Source organism: Vitreoscilla stercoraria DSM 513 (genome assembly GCF_000382305.1).
GTDB classification, from domain to species: Bacteria; Pseudomonadota; Gammaproteobacteria; order Burkholderiales; family Neisseriaceae; genus Vitreoscilla; species Vitreoscilla stercoraria.
The window spans coordinates 1-16484 of sequence record NZ_KB908028.1 but is presented as its reverse complement, the minus strand read 5'-3'; the positions used below and the strand labels follow the sequence as shown (position 1 = coordinate 16484).

The following is a 16484-nucleotide window of genomic DNA, read 5'->3' as shown; positions in this document are numbered from 1 at the left end:
TTATGGCTGTGAATCTATTGTTAGATGGTGACAGTTTGATTGTTATTGCTGGTGTTGGCGCTGGTCAATTCGCTGATGGCAGTAGCCAAACGCTGAACGCCCAATTTGATGGTTGCCGCATCTGCACCACAGAAACTCAAACGAATGTCATAAGACGTATTGCCTTCGGTTGAGAATGGTTCGCCAGGTACAAAAGCCACTTTGTGTTTGACTGCAATCGGGAACAAAGTCATCGCAGGGCAATTTTTTGGCAATGAAATCCACAAGAACATGCCGCCTTCAGGCTCAGTGAACGTTACGCCTTCAGGCATGTATTCGTGCAAAGCCTCAACCATCGCCATGCGCTGCTCAAAATATGCATCGCGAATGGTTTGGATGTGTTCATCCAAAGGGTTGTCTTGCATGTATTGCGCCATAATGCGTTGGTTGAAAATCGGCGTGTGCAAGTCAGACGCTTGTTTTGCGGTCACCAAACGCTCCATAATCGCAGGATTGGCAACCATCCAACCCAAACGCAAGCCGGGCGCGCACACTTTGGAGAATGAACCCAATAACACCACATTGTCAGGTGCAAACGCATACACGTTTGGCAAATGTTCGCCAATAAAACGCAATTCGCCATAAGGGTCGTCTTCAACCATCACATTGCCGCTGCGCTGTAAATATTCGCCCAACGCTTGGCGGCTTTGTAAACTGTAAGTCAAGCCAGTTGGATTTTGGAAATTAGGGATGCCATAAAAGAATTTCGCATCTGTGCGTTGCATTTCTTGTTCTAAAGCAGGCAAATCAATGCCGTCTTGGCTCAAATCCACTTCTTGAAAACGTGGTTGGAACATTTGAAAAGCTTGAATCGCGCCCAAATAACTAGGGCGTTCCAAACACACATAATCGTTTTTGTTCAAAAACACTTTGCCGAGTAAATCCAAAGCTTGTTGTGAACCTGTGGTGATTAAAATGCGATTGACATCTACGTTCACACCGCGAGCAGCGTAGCGTGCTGCGATCATTTCACGCAAAGGCAAATAGCCTTCGGTGGTGGAATATTGCAATGAATTGGCGCCATCGTTTGCCAACACTTTGTCAGAGGCTTCTTGAAGGGCTTTGACAGGGAAGAAGGTTTTGTTTGGCAAGCCGCCCGCAAACGAAATGATGTCTTCGCTTTGGGTCAGTTTCAAGATTTCACGGATGAAAGATTTCGGCGTGTTGTTACTGGCATCTGAAAAACGATAATTCATGGCGTATCCTGTTGCAATGTGGGACGCAAGAGCGTTAAGTCAATAAGATTGTTGAGTATACGCCTGTCAAATGCTTTTCGGGAATAGGCAAAATCATTTGCTTGAGTCAGTCGGAGATTTTTTTGTGTTTTAAAATGCTCAATGTGTAATAAATTGGCTGAAAGTGGCAATTTAGACTGGGCTTTGGCGCGGTTTTTTGGTAATCTAGAAGGCTGAGCTGAACGCTTTTTGTGTTCACTTTGGCACCGATGAAAACCTTTTTCAGAAAGTGTCTGTCATGAATCTTCAACAATCTTTTCAAGTACAAGATTTCCGTTATGAAGTGCGTTTGTATCACGGAGAATTGTCTTTTGCCTTACTCAATCGCCCGCGTCGTGTGCGCATTCCCAAAGCCGATGATTGGATTAATTTCATGGACGATGAAATCTATGAAGACGTGGCTTATCAAGTGCCTGTTTGGCAGGTTTTAAAACACGTTGTGGGAATTGTGCAAGCGTGGTTGCGCCGTTATCGTGTGCGCTACTTCACTTTCAATGCTGCTACTGTGCGCAAAATTCAAGTGTATGAGCGTTTATTACAACGCTATTTGCCCGATGATTATGCTTATTCATTCGATTTTAATGCGTTTCATGTTTATATCGTAGAAGCGTCCTGAAACTTTGCTTAAGCCAACTTTGATTGCATTTTCCAGAGCTTCGCTTCAAAATCCTGTTCAAGCCATTTGATAAATAGCAAATAATGCTTGAAAACGCGTGGCGCATCATCAAAGAAGCACTGTTGGCGCAAGGTGAATGATTTATATTGGTGGCTGGTTTCATTCTCAACCAGCATATTCAAAGGACAAATCATGGAGTTACACAGCAATTTGTATTACAAACATCCCAATACCAACACCATGGATGTGTTGGATGCTTTGTTTTTGAGTGCCAAAGACAACGAAGCGGCTTGGTTGGCTTTGGCGGCACAGTTGAATGCCGAACAAGGTGCGAGTTTGGCGCAAGAGTTGTGGTCACAAGTGGATGAGCCTGAATTTGATTTGAATCCAGAAAGCAGTTATCGCCATGAAGGTTATAGCATCGCCCATTTTGTGCATGGCTCTATGGGCGATGAAAACATGGAAGCGATTTTAGAATTTTTACTAGCCTTGTTGCCAGACATTCAAGCCCAAGCATGGGGTTGTGGCGATGACGATCCGTGGGAATTTTGGTTCAAATTCAATGAACAAGGTCAATTGGTGCGTAAAGACGATGAGCCTTATCAAGACGAAGAAGAAGACGAACACATTCAAGCAACCATTTATGCATGGTGGCACAAGGGTTTGCCTGAGAGCATCAAAGAAGGCTTTTTGAATGAAACCGATGCAGCTGATTCGCAAAACACATTTTAAAGCCTTGGTGTTTATCAAAGCGTCCTGTAACAGTTTACAGGACGCTTTTGTGTTGTTTTTGCTTATGCAAATGTGTTTAGCCAAACTTTTGTTTCATTTGTTGCAAATACTCAAATAACTCATTCAAATTGTAAAACGGTGCGACCAGCGGAATGTACAAAGTGCGGTTTTCATAATGCGGCGGTTTACTTTTAATCGCTGCAACGGCACCGTCTTTGGCATAATCAAACATTACAATGTCTTGCCATGGAAAAAATTCTTGCTGCATGCAGCCTTGTTTCAGACCATTGTCAATATTAGGGTTGTGCCAAGATTGCATTTGGATGCCAGTTGAATCAATGCGCATCCATTCGCCGCCTTGTGCATCAATGCGTTGTTGTTTGGTTAAGGTGTCTTGATGAGCAAGGGCGCAAAGAATAGTGAAACCGACCAACAATGCGCTCACAATCCATTGACCCCAATGCCAACTGCTCGTAAACATCGTCACAATCAACCGCAGACTGATGGTATAAGCCAAACTGAATAAGATGGTGCTGACATACAAAGGCATGCGCATCGAATCCAAAGGGGCGATTACCGTTGCATAAGGTGTGACGACATGGCTTTCAGGTCGCATTTTCATACTGGCATAATCTATTGCCCATACCAAGATGAGTAAGGCGGGAATGAAGCCCCATTCTAAAAACACCAACAAGGGCGACTGCCATGATTGGGGCACCACATAAGGCCAAAACAACAGCGCCAAAAATAAAATCAGCATAAAGCGCCGAACATAGCCATCGAATGATTGGACTTTGGCTTTGAAAAATAAAAACAAACCAATGACCAGCACGGTTTTCAAAAAAACACTTAAGCCACCGAAATAAGACACCATTGCCAAAAGGCTGTTAAGCGTGATTAAAGCAGGCCAAGAAGGGGTGGGTTTGAGGTGAAAATGGTGTGACAACATGGCGGCTCAATTTTTAAGGATTAATTAAATCAGCGTCCTGTAAAACTTTACAGGACGCTGATGATTGATGGTGACAGTCGTTTAAGTCAAAGCAATTCTTATTGTCCTTTGACCATTTGCATGATTTTGCCCATGTCCAAAGTTTTGGATTGTTGGCGGATTTGTTCTTGGTATTGCGGTTGGATGGACACGCCTTCTTGTACCAAGCGCGCGTAAGTGTCTTTCAAAACCGAAGTGCTGAATTGGCGACCGCCTGCGTAATACTCTTTGGCAACGTGTCCGAGTGCATAAGTCGAGGCAAAACTCATGCCCGAGCTGATGGCTTGATTGCCCGCTTTGCCGACCACATTGGTCAAAGTTTTGCCCAATTTGCCGCCCAAACTGTTGCGTAGTGTACCCAAAACCGTACCCAACAATTTGATGCCAGCTTGCTCTAAGTATTGCGATGTCACACCCACGCCCATCGCAGTGAGCAAATCTTTGATATGCCCTTTGTCCAAATCATAGCCAAACTCTTGTCCAATGCTGTATACCAAGCGCATTTGTAATGGAATAATCGCCATGCTGGCTGCCGTTTGTGGCAACAATTCCAAAGCACCATTAATGACAGAAGCTTTTAAAATGCGAGAATTGATGGCCGCTTCTAAATCGGTATCGATGCGTTTGAGTGGGCTTGGAGAAGTGGGCGCTTGATTGAGCGTGGTGCCTGCTAACGATACTTGGTTGACCGCATTGTGAAAAATATCTTGGTTTTGTGGCGAAATCTGCGTATTGCCAATGTCTGAGGCATGGCTTTCAATGTCAACTGGATTATTAATCCCAAAAGCATCTTTTAACTGTTGTAAAAATATTTGCTCGGCAGTGCTGATGTTGCCATCGGCTTCACACACGCCCACAGCCATTTCATATGCCAACATCTTGGAACCATCACTGTTCAATTGCGCGGCTAAGTCTTGCAATTGTGTCAATTGGCGCAATACGGCTTGGTCGATTTGTAGCAGTTGCACTTGATTGTCTAAGCCTAGACTCGAAGCAATGGTACTCAATTGCTTGCGCTCGCTGCTGTGTTTGGAACCATCGGCAAATGCTGCCATGACGGCGATGGTCATGATGGCTTGGTTTTCTTGTTCGGTCATGGAATACTCCTGTGGCTGAAAGTCGAAAAAAGGGAAGCGCAAAAAATTTAAATTGCATATTAACGTGTAAAAAGCCATTGCTGGCAATGTTTTGCAATATTTTTCATGCAAAAGACAGAATATTGCGCTCAATGTGAGCAGATAGTGACAAATTGCGAATGGCGTGGAGCGTAGGGTGTTTCTGAGGCTAGGGTAAATGTGAACGAGTATGTTTTTATACAATTAAAAAAGCGTCCTGTAAATGTTTACAGGACGCTTGATATTGACATATAGCGATTACAAAGTTGCATTTAAGGCTTGTTGGATGTCATTCCAAATGTCTTCCACATCTTCAATGCCAATGGAAAAACGCAGCAAACCTTCACGAATGCCCAACGCATCTTTGACTTCGGTACTCATGCCGCTGTGCGATTGGCTGGCGCTGTGGTTGACCAAGCTTTCTACGCCGCCTAAGCTCGGTGCCATGAGCAACATGTCCAAGGCTTTGATGACTTGGTTAGAGGCTTCACGAGTATTGTTTTTCAAATATACTGACACCACGCCACCAAAACCATTCATTTGGGTTTGCGCCAAAGCATGGTGTTCATGAGTTGGTAAGCCCGGATAAAATACTTTTTCTACCGCAGCGTGTGTTTGCAAGCGTTCGGCAATGATTTGGGCATTGAGCAGATGTCTGTCCATGCGCACGCTCAAGGTTTTGATGCCTCGTAAGACAAACGCACAATCCATAGGTGCGGCAATGGAACCTGTCATGATTTGCATATTGCGCATGCGTTTGGCCAAAGCAGCGTCCTTAACCACCACAATGCCCATGGTCACATCAGAATGGCCGCACAAATATTTGGTGGCGGAATGAAACACCACATCCACGCCCAAAGTGATGGGCTGCTGTAAATAAGGCGTGGCAAAAGTGTTGTCAAAGCCTACCGACGCGCCGTATTGGTGCGCCAAAGTGCAAATGGCTTGAATATCCACCAAGCGCAAAAGCGGATTGCTTGGCGATTCTAGCCACACCAAAGCAGGTTTGTGTTGTTGCAATAAAGGCTCGACTTGGCTCAATTCGGTCAAATTGGCAAACACGACTTGGATGCCCCAATGTGCGTACACATCGACCAGCAAATCATACGCGCCGCCGTAAATGTCTTGCACTGCTAAAATGGTGTCGCCGGGTTTTAAAATCGTGCGCCAAATACAATCAATGCCACCCATGCCACTGGCAAATGCCATACCGCTATGACCTTTTTCCAAAGCCGCCATCGTGTCTTCTAAGACTTGGCGAGTTGGGTTGGAGACGCGGGCATAACGAAACGGGGTATTTTCACCGATTTCCTTTAAAGCAAACATTGAGTTTTGGTAAATCGGTGGCATGATGGCGCGGTTGTGGTCATCAGGATCGTAACTGCTGTGTATGGCTTCGGTGGCAAATTTCATGTTCCAACTTTCGCATCAACATCGTTCAAAGAAATGTTTATCATAAACCTTATTGCATATCTTGGCTAAGGCTTAGAAGCCATAAGCTCATGCTTAAATGGTCTGAAATCGACAATTAAAGAGAAACTATCGACTATTAAAGCCTACTAATTTGCTCAACTATTTTTGCTATTGCTATACTAGCGCGGAGTTTATGCCAGAGTAGTCCCGATTTTGATTGAAATCGGCTATTTTGAGCCCATATTAAAAAGCCGCACGCATCATATCATAAAGGTTCATCATTCATGAATGCTATTCCTGACGTACAAAGCAGCGTCGACAGCCGCAATTTGCCGATTCAACAAGTAGGCATTAAAAATTTGCGTTTCCCGATTCATATCGCAACAGCAAGTGGTCCGCAAACCACTGTTGCGAATTTGACCATGACTGTATTTTTGCCTGCTGACCAAAAAGGCACGCACATGTCACGTTTTGTGCAATTGATGGAAGATGAAGCACAAACGGTTTTGGATGCAGCGCAATTACAGCGTTTGACGCAAGACATGTTACAACGCTTGGATTCACATTCAGGCCGCTTGGATATGTCGTTTCCTTATTTTCGCAGTAAAACCGCACCGATTTCAGGCATTAAAAGCTTGTTAGATTACGATGTGCGTGTGGTGGGTGAAATCAAAGACGGTCAATACCAATCGCAATTGCAAGTGTTGATTCCTGTGACCAGCTTGTGCCCATGTTCCAAAGAAATTTCACAATATGGCGCGCACAACCAACGCTCACACGTGACCATCAATTTGACTCACACAGGCGGTATTCAAGTGGATGAATTGATTGATATTGTGGAAGAACAAGCGTCTTGTCAATTGTATGGTTTGTTAAAACGTCCTGATGAAAAATATGTGACCGAACGTGCTTATGAAAATCCAAAATTCGTAGAAGACATGGTGCGTGATGTGGCAGCGACTTTGCGTGACGATGAGCGTGTGCTGGCGTTCACAGTGGAAAGTGAAAACTTTGAATCCATCCACAACCATTCCGCTTATGCGGTGATTCAATATCCATAATATGGATTGAATGCTTTCAAAGCATTGAAGCGTCCTGTAAAGCTTACAGGACGCTTTTTTAACGCCATGAGTGATGTGAATGATGGTGTTACAATCGTTCATATTTTATGAATGATTTTTGAGTGAGAACGATGGCAAGCCAAGAAGATTTTTTGCAATACCAAGCTCCAACCAATCCGCATCCTTATTTACTCAATGTTGAAAAAGCCGAAGGTTTGTATATTTACACCACCGATGGCAAACGCTATATGGACATGATTGCAGGCGTGTCTGTGAACAATATAGGACATCGCCATCCCAAGGTGGTTGATGCGATTAAATGCCAAGTGGATCAATATTTGCACGTGATGGTGTATGGCGAATTCATTCAAGAAGCGCCTGTGGCATTTTCTAAAAAATTGGCATCTATGTTGCCTGCATCGCTCAATTGCGTGTATTCGGTCAATTCAGGTACCGAAGCGAATGAAGCGGCTTTGAAGCTTGCTAAACGCATTACAGGCCGCTCGCAATTGTTGGCGTTTAAAGGTTCGTACCATGGCAATACACATGGCTCTTTGTCGGTGTCTGCCAATGAAAGCAAAAAAATCCCATTCAAACCCTTGCTGCCAGATGTGCATTTTTTAGAACACAATGACATGGCTGCGTTGCAATACATTACTGAAAAAACCGCAGGTGTGATTTTGGAAACGGTGCAAGGCGATGCTGGTGTGCGCGTGTCGTCGCCTGAATTTTTGCATGCTTTGCGTCAGCGTTGTAATGAGGTCGGAGCGCAATTGATTTTCGATGAAATCCAATGTGGCATGGGGCGCACAGGCAAAATGTTTGCGTTTGAACACAGCGGTGTGGTGCCTGATATTTTGACTTTGGGCAAGGCTTTGGGCGGTGGCTTGCCTATTGGCGCTTTGGTATCGTCTTATGAAAACATGCAATTGTTCACCCACGACCCCATGTTAGGGCACATCACCACTTTCGGCGGCAATCCTGTGATTGCAGCAAGTGCATTGGCGACTTTGAATGTGTTTGAAGAGGATATTGATTTTGTGGAAGTTGAGCGTTTGGGGCAATTACTGGAAGACTTAATCAGTCAAAATCCTGAAATTCTTGCCATTCGCCGTATTGGTATGATGTTTGCTTTTGATATGGCATCGGCTGAGCGTGTGACCAAAGTGGTGTTGAAATGCTTGGAAGAAGGTTTGATTAGTTTTTGGTTTTTGTCGCATCCGTATAGTTTCCGTTTGTCGCCACCTGTCAACATTACCGAAAACCAAATCCGAAAAGCGGCAGACATTATCTTAAATGCGATTGCTATGACTCGATAGACTATTTAGATTGATATGAATCCCATCTCAAATCGGTGGGATTTTTTTGTTATTAAGCATAAAAAAATACCACCTGTTAAGTAGGTGGCATGCATTGAGTCAATTTATTTTGCAGATAAATTGGTATGACAACCACCTGCAATTTTACTGATTTTGAATACTTGGTTACGAGAATCTGTAAAGTCTTTGGTGATGCAGCTAATCAAAGTCTCTGCTTGGTATTTACCGTCTAAGCTTTTGATAACATATTTGGCATATTCTGAGCGTTCAGATGCTGAAGCTTTGGACCAATCATTGCTGCTGCTGTTAGAGGTAATCGGTGCTGCAATCAATGATGCGGATGCCAAAAGCATCGGTACTAAAACTAAAAATTTCATGATGGATTTTTATAATGTGGAATTGTTGATATGTTATAAATATATTACAAATGAGTATTTTTGTAAATAGAATAGATACGTTATATTGGTTAATTGGTGGTTTTATGATTTTATCTTGCAAATATGAAAATTTTTTTGAAATTTTATATTTTATTTAGAATAGATTGTTTTGAATTAAATATTTCAATATATGAATGGATTTTGGATTTGATATAGATAGAACAACATCTGGTTTCACTTTGTGAAATAGATGATGTTCTATCCATAGGCATTGATTGTGGCAAGACTGGATAAAGGCGTTGCTTTAAATATTGTGTTAAGGCTTTTTGGGTGTATGTTTGTTTTTTAAATGTTGAATGTGGTCATTTTGAGTTTTACGGGTATTGGGTTTTCTTATTGCCTGTATTTTATGGTGTATGGCGGATATTTCTGCGGTTGAAAATACTGTTTTTTGATGTTGCTGAATATAAGAAACCACTTCATTAAAATACAAAACATTTTGAATACGAGGCTGTTTAAATTTGGCTTTTTCGTGAAATGCAATGATGGAGTGGACGGTAGAGGGCTTTAAATTAAGGCTTTCAATCAATGTTTGTGTGTGTTTGTAATTTTGGCGCAAGGGATTTTGAAATGAAAAGGATTGAGTGGGAAACTTTTGTGTCCATTGGGCTTGATGTGACTCGCCAAAAATCCAACCTTGCATGTTTTTGGTTTCAATGACAAACAATCCAAAAGGGCTTAAAACAATATGGTCGATTTGGGTCGTGCCATCGTCGGTAGGTAAAGTCACATTGTTGAGAACTTGGTATTTTTTAGTGCCAAGCTTACGTAAATGTAATTTTAATAAATTTTCGCCTATGGCACCTTTACCAGCAGGCGATTTGATTTTTTTGAAGATGGTCATGCAGATGAGCAGAACCAAAATGATGATAAAAGCAATGGATAAGCTAGAAAGAAGATGGTCAGTCAACATGATGTCTCTTTTGCCATGATTAAGATGGCGGCAATGTAACATTGCTGTGTTAGCGGCTCAATATAAAATCTTCTTGTCTTTCAGATTTTTTATAAGCCAAGTTAAAAGTAAAATATGGTGAAGTATGTGTAAGATGCATGCTGATTCACTCAATCAAACCATGATGCTTGAATATTGAATTGGAATCTGATGAATATTTATAGTGTATTGGTGTGAGCGGATTGAAGCTTTGCTCATAAATAGTTTACAGGCCGCTAAGATACATCATATGGTTTTATTGGTCTCTTTACTGGACGCTTTAAAGGGTTTCCAGTACAGTCCATGCCTTTGTTGAATTTCAACATTCAGTAGTTTTGGTAGCTGGCACCATCCTACATTGCTCTTCAGTCAGCACTACCATAGATACCAAATTAATGACTCAATTCTCTGAACTCGGCCTTGCCGAACCTATCTTGCGCGCGGTTTCTGAACAAGGTTATACCACACCCTCTCCCGTACAAGCTGAGGCGATTCCTGCCATCATTGCGGGGCGAGATGTGATGGCAGCAGCCCAAACAGGCACAGGTAAAACGGCTGGTTTTACTTTGCCTATGTTACAACGCTTATTAGATGGACAACCTGCTCATGCCAATCGTTGCCGCGCGTTGGTATTAACACCAACGCGTGAGTTGGCTGCACAAATTGGTGAAAATGTCACCGCATATAGCAAGTACTTAGATTTAAAAGCGGCTGTGGTTTATGGCGGCGTGAGTATCAATCCGCAAATGCGTGCATTGCGTCGAGGCGTGGATGTGTTGGTGGCATGTCCAGGCCGCTTGCTGGATTTGTACCAACAAAATGCAGTGCGTTTTGATCAAGTAGAATTTTTAGTGTTGGATGAAGCCGATCGTATGCTCGATATGGGTTTTATTCATGACATTAAAAAGGTTTTGGCTTTGCTGCCGAATCAGCGTCAAAACTTATTATTTTCAGCAACATTTTCATCAGAAATTCGGGATTTGGCTCGTGCTTTGGTACATGACCCAATCGAAATTGACGTCAGTCCACGAAACAGCACTGCTCATACGGTAGCGCAGTGGGTGATTCCTGCGGATAAAAAACGCAAGCCAGCGATGTTGGCCAATTTATTGCAGACCAATCAGTGGCAGCAAGTCTTGGTATTTATGCGCACCAAACATGGTGCCAACCGTTTGGCAACTTATCTGAATGAAGAAGGCATTACCGCTATGGCCATTCATGGTAATAAAAGCCAAGGCGCTCGTACTCGTGCCTTAGCAGAATTTAAAAGCGGTGATATTCGTGTCTTGGTGGCAACCGATATTGCTGCACGTGGCTTAGACATTGAACAGTTGCCACATGTTGTCAATTTTGAATTGCCAAATGTAGCCGCTGATTATGTTCACCGTATTGGTCGTACAGGTCGTGCAGGTGCCAGTGGTGAAGCCATTTCTTTGGTATGTGCGGAAGAGCTGGAAGATTTAGAAGGTATTGAAGGTTTGATTGGTAATATCATTGAGCGTCGTGAGTTACAAGGCTTCAAGCCACAAGTGGCTTTGCCTATTTCTCGTCCTCGTAAGCCAAAAAAACCAAAAAAATTAAAGCAGCCGAAAGAAAACCATCATGTTGTTGAGCGTGAGAATGTTACTGAACAAAAACCACGAACACCTCGTCATGCTAAAAAACCAAACACGCTTAAAAAAGATGGTGTGACTTCTAAGCGTGAGGGAGAGCGTAGCGAAAGCCACAAACGGGCAGCAGTCAGCGTTTCTCAAACTCGTTCGAAGCCAGCAAAAGATGGCACGCCGCATCAGCGTCGTCATACTGCCAAAACCACTCATGCTCGACCTAAGTCTAAGTAAGTGATGGATTTTTTGATTTGTTTTTAAGGAAGAGGGTCAGGGACTAGGAATTTAAGTAAAAAAGTTTAGCACTTATATCTCAGTTTGTTGTCCTGAATCTATAAAACAAGCCTCATCAAATAATGCTGTTATCTCTTTTTAGGAATAGCAGCATTATTTATATTGATAATTTTATAATCAGTATGGGGTCATCTCCAGTCCGATACTTTGCCATTGTGCATGTGGTAAGGCTTTGAACAAGTTACCCTAATAATTTTAATTTATGATAAGTTTATAGGGTATTTGTTGTCTGTTACCCTAAACTTGATGCGCAGTCCAGCATATTGCAGAACATTCCAGCGTGTGAAATTAGCCTGAAACCCAATAAAAACAAGGGCTACCAGCATAACTGATAACCCTTGATTACTGCATTTGGTGGAGGCGGGGTCTTTCGTACTTTATATTTAATATATTGATTTATATAATTAAAGTTTGAAATCAGTTTTTATCTTGCCCCCAATTTTGCCCCCAAAATTAAAATGTGAAGATAATTATAATTTTGATAAATAACTTATATGAAATAGTAAATAAAACATTACTTAGTTTTTATAAGTTGTATTGCAATATGGATGAGTTAACTGAGCATTATCAATAACTCCTTTTCCTCCATCTTGCCTACGTTGTATGTGGTCAATAGAAATTGATTTTTGATGAAGTATTCCATTACAGATTTTACATCTTACGGCAGTTGGAAGGGCGTCTCGTAAAAAACTTCCACTCTTTATACTTTTAGAAAAACTATTACCTATTTCAAAATCATTATCTAATTGGGGAATACTGTTTTGGATAATATATTGAAAATTTGGATTTTGATTAACTTTTTCTAAAATATCTGTAATAGAAATTTGTTTCTCTAAGGAGTCGAGAATATATATGTAGAAATGTAAAAGTGGTTCAATGGCTTTATTTGATTGACGTGATTTTCGACCAATTTGTTGGATAATATGTTCAGAAGAATAAAGGGCTTTTTCGAAGTTTTCTCGATGCTCAGTGAAGCTTTTCTGCTTTTTCTGCTCAATTAAATATTTAGTGAAGGCAATAATAGAATTAAAAGAGCTTACTCGAAAATTCCCCATAGAACTGTAAATATAAATAGCTGGATGTAATCCAAGTGAAGAAGGATGATTTGAGTTGACAGCGTTAAGTATTTTTTTAATATCTTTTAAAGCTTTTAATGTCAATGTTCCATCAGTATCATCATTTTTATCATCTACTTTTAATGTTGTGAGTAAGTCGAATATCATACTTAATGAATTGCTAGCATGATTTTTACCACCTAAAGGTAAATCTAAAGTTTTGATTGGAGTAACTAATGCTGGATGAAAAATAAGCTGGTTGATTTCTTGAGCTTCAATTTTAATTTCTTCTGATTTTCCTTGAAATTTATCCCAATATCTATGTCCTTGACCCCCTCTTAAAATAGCTCTAGCACATAAACCGATAGGTTTTCTCCTTGTTTTGAGAATACTCATCTCAGTATCACTAATTGGAGTAGATTTTTGATTAATTTTAAAGAAACTATCTTCAGCTTTTTTAGCATCCCCATCCACCCACTGTAGTTGAATAGCGCGGGTGCCAAAATTTTTGAGTCTACTTTGAATTTGTTTAGGTGCATTTGCTTGGTCAAATAAAGCATCTTCAAATGATTTAAAGGAGCCAATTTCTTTATTAATTAATTCTCTTGCCTTTACTGCGATTTTTATTTGTTCTTCTGGAATCGCATTATCAAAAAATTTTCGAGAAATTTTACCATCGCCATAATCATCATTAACCCACGCCGCTATAGCACTTATGCGATGAGCCCCATCAATTACAAATGTATAGCTATCAGCATATTTCCAAAGAATAATTGCAGGGATTAAATCACCATCAAGGAAGCTAGCGACCAAGTCTTTAACCTTTTCTACATCCCATTCATTTGTTTCTCGTTGAAAATCTGGTTTTCTTAAAGAGGCAAAAAAGAAGCCGGGTATACTAAAGTCATTATATCCAAGAGTAGTTTTATGTGGTCCTTGAGACATTTGAGCTTGATCTTGAATTTCGAAATCATCTCGTCCGATTAATGCATCTAAAAATAAATTTTGTGACATATGAAGTATCTTAAAGTATTTAAAATGAAATAGCTTTTTACAAATTATGTTGCGTAAAAGCACCCTAATTATTCTTATATCATAATATATTTAAGTAGTGAATTATTTACTTTTTTATTGTTTGCTAACTGAAAATTAAAAACTAGGCAATCATAATAAAGAGAGAAAATTTAGCTATACCTGCGAAATATGATATTCATTGGTTGGTCTGCCATTTACTAAATTTTTAGTAAAAATCGTCAAATCTTGATCTCCAATAAACTCATACTTTGCCATTGGATTTTTAATCCATTTAAAGATGGGCTAACTCAAACTTTTATAAGTTCTATACGCGCGTGGTTATTGGGTTTTGGATGAATTTGATGTGAAATAGGTATAGGTCAAAATCGGCATGAAATAGCTATATGAAGTGATCCATGAATTCCTACATTTTATAAGTTCTATACGCGCACATGAGAGGCTCAATCAGTCAGTGAAAAGGGTGTTCTTATGAACAAAGGTATTGTGATATCACAACTCCTGAATGTGTAGGTGCAGGCAATTGGCCAAATGAAAATATATGTTGAATTCAAAACTTTTATAAGTTCCATACGCGCGTGGATATTGGGTTACGTCAATTTGACGTATCGGAAAAACATATAATTTTAATGCTTCACACATAGCTAGCATGAGGTCAATTGATTATAGGTTTTCCTCAGAATTGGGGAAAAGGGTACATGGCTTTCTTACACCTGAATTCAAACATTTTATAAGTTTTATACGCGTGTGTATAAAGGCTTTTAGTCGTTTCTATATGAATCACTTTTAGTTTTGGTAAGTATGGCTTTAAGTGGCAGCCCTGTAAGCCCAAAAAACATATTTATGTTGCAAGCGATTGATTTTACCGTTGACCGTCAATTTGACGGTCAGCGATATGCTGCCTTTTTGGTGTTTTCCGAGAGCGATTTCTTCACTTCGGGAGAGCGATTTTTAGCGTTCGCGGTAGCGATTTCTAGTGTGTTAATAGGCACTATAATGACCGTCAAATTGACGGTCTGCGGTGAAATTGACATTTGCCATATATGGCCATTACTGCCAAGTCAATTGAATGACAAATATGCCTTGGATGTAGGCATCTGTTAACCATGTTATTTTGCTCACCAAATTTGGTGAGCAAATACAGATGTAGTTTTGTGACAGTTAAAACCTTTTTTCATTCTATTATGAAAGCGGCTACTAAAACATTAGTAACCGATGTCGTCCTTTGCTGTGTCATTGCTCTTGTGATGGCATTTTGATAATGGTGTCTGGGCGGCTATTTTAGGCAGTAAGGCGCATTTTGTTGGTACAGGGATACTTTGCCATTGCTTTGCCTTAAATCGCCTGTATGCGGTTTATTTCATCCATTGGCTTAAGCGTCCTGTAAACATTCCAGCATAGTGCTGTTTTGGTCGGTGCTATCTCTTGCCAGTTCGCAGCAATGTGCATATGTGTAAAAAAGTGGTGGTCACAGTGGTCACAGTGGTCACACGCCCATGAAAGCCTTGCCAGTAAAGGATTTAGCTGTGACCACTATTTTTTATTTAGTGGTCACACTTTCATTTTAGTGGTCACACTTGCCAAATCTGTGACCACTGTGTGACCACTGTGTGACCACTCATTTAGCCAGTGAAAAAATAATGATATTTCTCAATATATTGATATGTAAGGATATTGTTTATTTTTTAATAAGGTGTGACCACTGTGACCACTGTGACCACCACTTTTTACGCATGTGTAACATTGATTGACGGCAAACAGTCGGCAATAAAAAACCGCCCATTGTGGACGGTTGCTTGTTTTATTCTTCTTCATGGTCGGGCGGTGCTGAACCTTCAAAAACAAAATAACGCTTAACCTCACCGTTAAACCGCTTTCTTGTGGTTTTATGTTTACCACTTGGCACAATCAGCCAGCCTATGCCGTCCAGTACAGTTACCACCTTATGGCGGTCAAAGTCTTGGCTAATTTCAGCATCAAAGACACCTGTTAAAACGTAATACATGGGTGCTTTTTCGCCCCGTTCTTCTCTTAAGCCAGCAAAATTAGGCGGTGTATGTTCGTGGTTGTTGGCTCTATTCAGCGATACAAAACGATTGTAGGCGGCTTGCTCAAAAAAGACAGACGCTTGTTCTATGATACGCTTCTCTTCATAGTTGCCTGTGCCACTTCTTGCAATCCAATCGTTTAAACACTGTTTAATGCTTTGCATTGCATCATCATGGCTCATGGGCAATAGTTTGGCATCAATCGCCAGCATCAAGGTAGCTGCCACCAATGCAAAGCGGTTTGCAATGCGTCCAGCTTGATTACCCATGTTTGGCAGTGTGGCTTTGAATGTGTCGGTATATTGCTTGGCCAATTCGGTCACAAGGTCGCTATGTTGCAAAATATACTTAACAAACGCCACCCCCGCCCCGCCATAATTGTGCAATACGGCATCATTCAAGTGCTCTGCCATGTCTTTGCCTGTGCCAAAGCCGTGTAAGGTATCAAAAACGCCCAAGCCTTTGCCAGCATTGGCAGGAATGGACGGTAAACGGGTTTCTTGTCCAGCTTGCCATTGAAAGCGTCCGCCACGCTCTACATAGCCGCTTATGCTCTTTTCAC

At 41.1% G+C, this 16484-nt stretch carries 13 protein-coding genes and 1 pseudogene; 6 read left to right on the top strand and 8 right to left on the bottom strand.

What is annotated here, in order from left to right:
• Nucleotides 1–20: 20 nt before the first annotated feature.
• On the bottom strand, nt 21–1235 hold the full coding sequence (locus H150_RS0109055; RefSeq protein WP_019958741.1) for an aminotransferase-like domain-containing protein: 1215 nt from the start codon (nt 1233–1235) through the stop codon (nt 21–23).
• Nucleotides 1236–1512: 277 nt separating this feature from the next.
• Between H150_RS0109055 and H150_RS0109050 the strand changes: the two genes are divergently transcribed.
• Nucleotides 1513–1890 carry a hypothetical protein gene (locus H150_RS0109050; protein WP_019958740.1) on the top strand — a complete coding sequence of 126 codons (378 nt, stop codon included), beginning with the start codon at nt 1513–1515 and terminating at the stop codon, nt 1888–1890.
• 192 nt (nt 1891–2082) lie between these two features.
• Nucleotides 2083–2622, top strand: a complete 540-nt coding sequence (locus H150_RS0109040; protein WP_019958738.1) for a hypothetical protein — start codon at nt 2083–2085, stop codon at nt 2620–2622.
• A 76-nt stretch (nt 2623–2698) separates the two neighbouring features.
• Here the strand turns inward: H150_RS0109040 and H150_RS0109035 are convergent, their stop codons facing one another.
• From H150_RS0109035 to H150_RS0109025, 3 genes are all read right to left on the bottom strand, one after another.
• Complete coding sequence (locus H150_RS0109035) at nt 2699–3571, bottom strand: hypothetical protein (RefSeq protein WP_019958737.1); 873 nt, start codon at nt 3569–3571, stop codon at nt 2699–2701.
• A 98-nt stretch (nt 3572–3669) separates the two neighbouring features.
• Nucleotides 3670–4785: a DUF533 domain-containing protein gene (locus H150_RS0109030; RefSeq protein ID WP_336234331.1), complete on the bottom strand. Its 1116-nt coding sequence runs from the start codon at nt 4783–4785 to the stop codon at nt 3670–3672.
• Between the two features lie 198 nt (nt 4786–4983).
• Nucleotides 4984–6138: a trans-sulfuration enzyme family protein gene (locus H150_RS0109025; protein ID WP_019958735.1), complete on the bottom strand. Its 1155-nt coding sequence runs from the start codon at nt 6136–6138 to the stop codon at nt 4984–4986.
• 284 nt (nt 6139–6422) lie between these two features.
• Between H150_RS0109025 and folE2 the strand changes: the two genes are divergently transcribed.
• Both folE2 and H150_RS0109015 read left to right on the top strand, forming a co-directional pair.
• Nucleotides 6423–7199, top strand: a complete 777-nt coding sequence (folE2, locus tag H150_RS0109020) for a GTP cyclohydrolase FolE2 (RefSeq protein WP_019958734.1) — start codon at nt 6423–6425, stop codon at nt 7197–7199.
• A 131-nt stretch (nt 7200–7330) separates the two neighbouring features.
• A complete protein-coding gene (locus tag H150_RS0109015; protein WP_019958733.1) occupies nt 7331–8518 on the top strand; it encodes an aspartate aminotransferase family protein in 1188 nt (395 codons plus the stop codon).
• A 104-nt stretch (nt 8519–8622) separates the two neighbouring features.
• Here H150_RS0109015 and H150_RS0109010 read toward each other — a convergent pair whose 3' ends face one another.
• Both H150_RS0109010 and H150_RS0109005 read right to left on the bottom strand, forming a co-directional pair.
• Entirely contained in the window at nt 8623–8895 is a 273-nt protein-coding gene (locus tag H150_RS0109010; protein WP_104931280.1) for a hypothetical protein, read from the bottom strand.
• Between the two features lie 316 nt (nt 8896–9211).
• Entirely contained in the window at nt 9212–9868 is a 657-nt protein-coding gene (locus tag H150_RS0109005) for a nuclease-related domain-containing protein (protein ID WP_026353611.1), read from the bottom strand.
• A gap of 413 nt (nt 9869–10281) precedes the next feature.
• Between H150_RS0109005 and H150_RS0109000 the strand changes: the two genes are divergently transcribed.
• A complete protein-coding gene (locus H150_RS0109000) occupies nt 10282–11727 on the top strand; it encodes a DEAD/DEAH box helicase (RefSeq protein ID WP_019958729.1) in 1446 nt (481 codons plus the stop codon).
• Nucleotides 11728–12305: 578 nt separating this feature from the next.
• Here the strand turns inward: H150_RS0109000 and H150_RS0108995 are convergent.
• Nucleotides 12306–13856: an HNH endonuclease gene (locus H150_RS0108995; protein ID WP_019958728.1), complete on the bottom strand. Its 1551-nt coding sequence runs from the start codon at nt 13854–13856 to the stop codon at nt 12306–12308.
• Between the two features lie 861 nt (nt 13857–14717).
• Here H150_RS0108995 and H150_RS0108990 point away from each other — a divergent pair.
• Nucleotides 14718–14978 carry a hypothetical protein gene (locus H150_RS0108990; RefSeq protein WP_155970515.1) on the top strand — a complete coding sequence of 87 codons (261 nt, stop codon included), beginning with the start codon at nt 14718–14720 and terminating at the stop codon, nt 14976–14978.
• 697 nt (nt 14979–15675) lie between these two features.
• Here the strand turns inward: H150_RS0108990 and H150_RS15220 are convergent.
• A pseudogene (locus tag H150_RS15220) lies at nt 15676–16484 on the bottom strand (DUF927 domain-containing protein); the annotation flags it as partial.

Excerpts from the sequence above, each read along its gene's own strand:
- H150_RS0109055 (WP_019958741.1), bottom strand. The coding sequence starts at position 1,235 with ATGAATTATCGTTTTTCAGATGCCAGTAACAACACGCCGAAATCTTTC.
- H150_RS0109050 (WP_019958740.1), top strand. The coding sequence starts at position 1,513 with ATGAATCTTCAACAATCTTTTCAAGTACAAGATTTCCGTTATGAAGTG.
- H150_RS0109040 (WP_019958738.1), top strand. The coding sequence starts at position 2,083 with ATGGAGTTACACAGCAATTTGTATTACAAACATCCCAATACCAACACC.
- H150_RS0109035 (WP_019958737.1), bottom strand. The coding sequence starts at position 3,571 with ATGTTGTCACACCATTTTCACCTCAAACCCACCCCTTCTTGGCCTGCT.
- H150_RS0109030 (WP_336234331.1), bottom strand. The coding sequence starts at position 4,785 with ATGGCTTTTTACACGTTAATATGCAATTTAAATTTTTTGCGCTTCCCT.
- H150_RS0109025 (WP_019958735.1), bottom strand. The coding sequence starts at position 6,138 with ATGAAATTTGCCACCGAAGCCATACACAGCAGTTACGATCCTGATGAC.
- folE2 (WP_019958734.1), top strand. The coding sequence starts at position 6,423 with ATGAATGCTATTCCTGACGTACAAAGCAGCGTCGACAGCCGCAATTTG.
- H150_RS0109015 (WP_019958733.1), top strand. The coding sequence starts at position 7,331 with ATGGCAAGCCAAGAAGATTTTTTGCAATACCAAGCTCCAACCAATCCG.
- H150_RS0109010 (WP_104931280.1), bottom strand. The coding sequence starts at position 8,895 with ATGAAATTTTTAGTTTTAGTACCGATGCTTTTGGCATCCGCATCATTG.
- H150_RS0109005 (WP_026353611.1), bottom strand. The coding sequence starts at position 9,868 with ATGTTGACTGACCATCTTCTTTCTAGCTTATCCATTGCTTTTATCATC.
- H150_RS0109000 (WP_019958729.1), top strand. The coding sequence starts at position 10,282 with ATGACTCAATTCTCTGAACTCGGCCTTGCCGAACCTATCTTGCGCGCG.
- H150_RS0108995 (WP_019958728.1), bottom strand. The coding sequence starts at position 13,856 with ATGTCACAAAATTTATTTTTAGATGCATTAATCGGACGAGATGATTTC.
- H150_RS0108990 (WP_155970515.1), top strand. The coding sequence starts at position 14,718 with ATGTTGCAAGCGATTGATTTTACCGTTGACCGTCAATTTGACGGTCAG.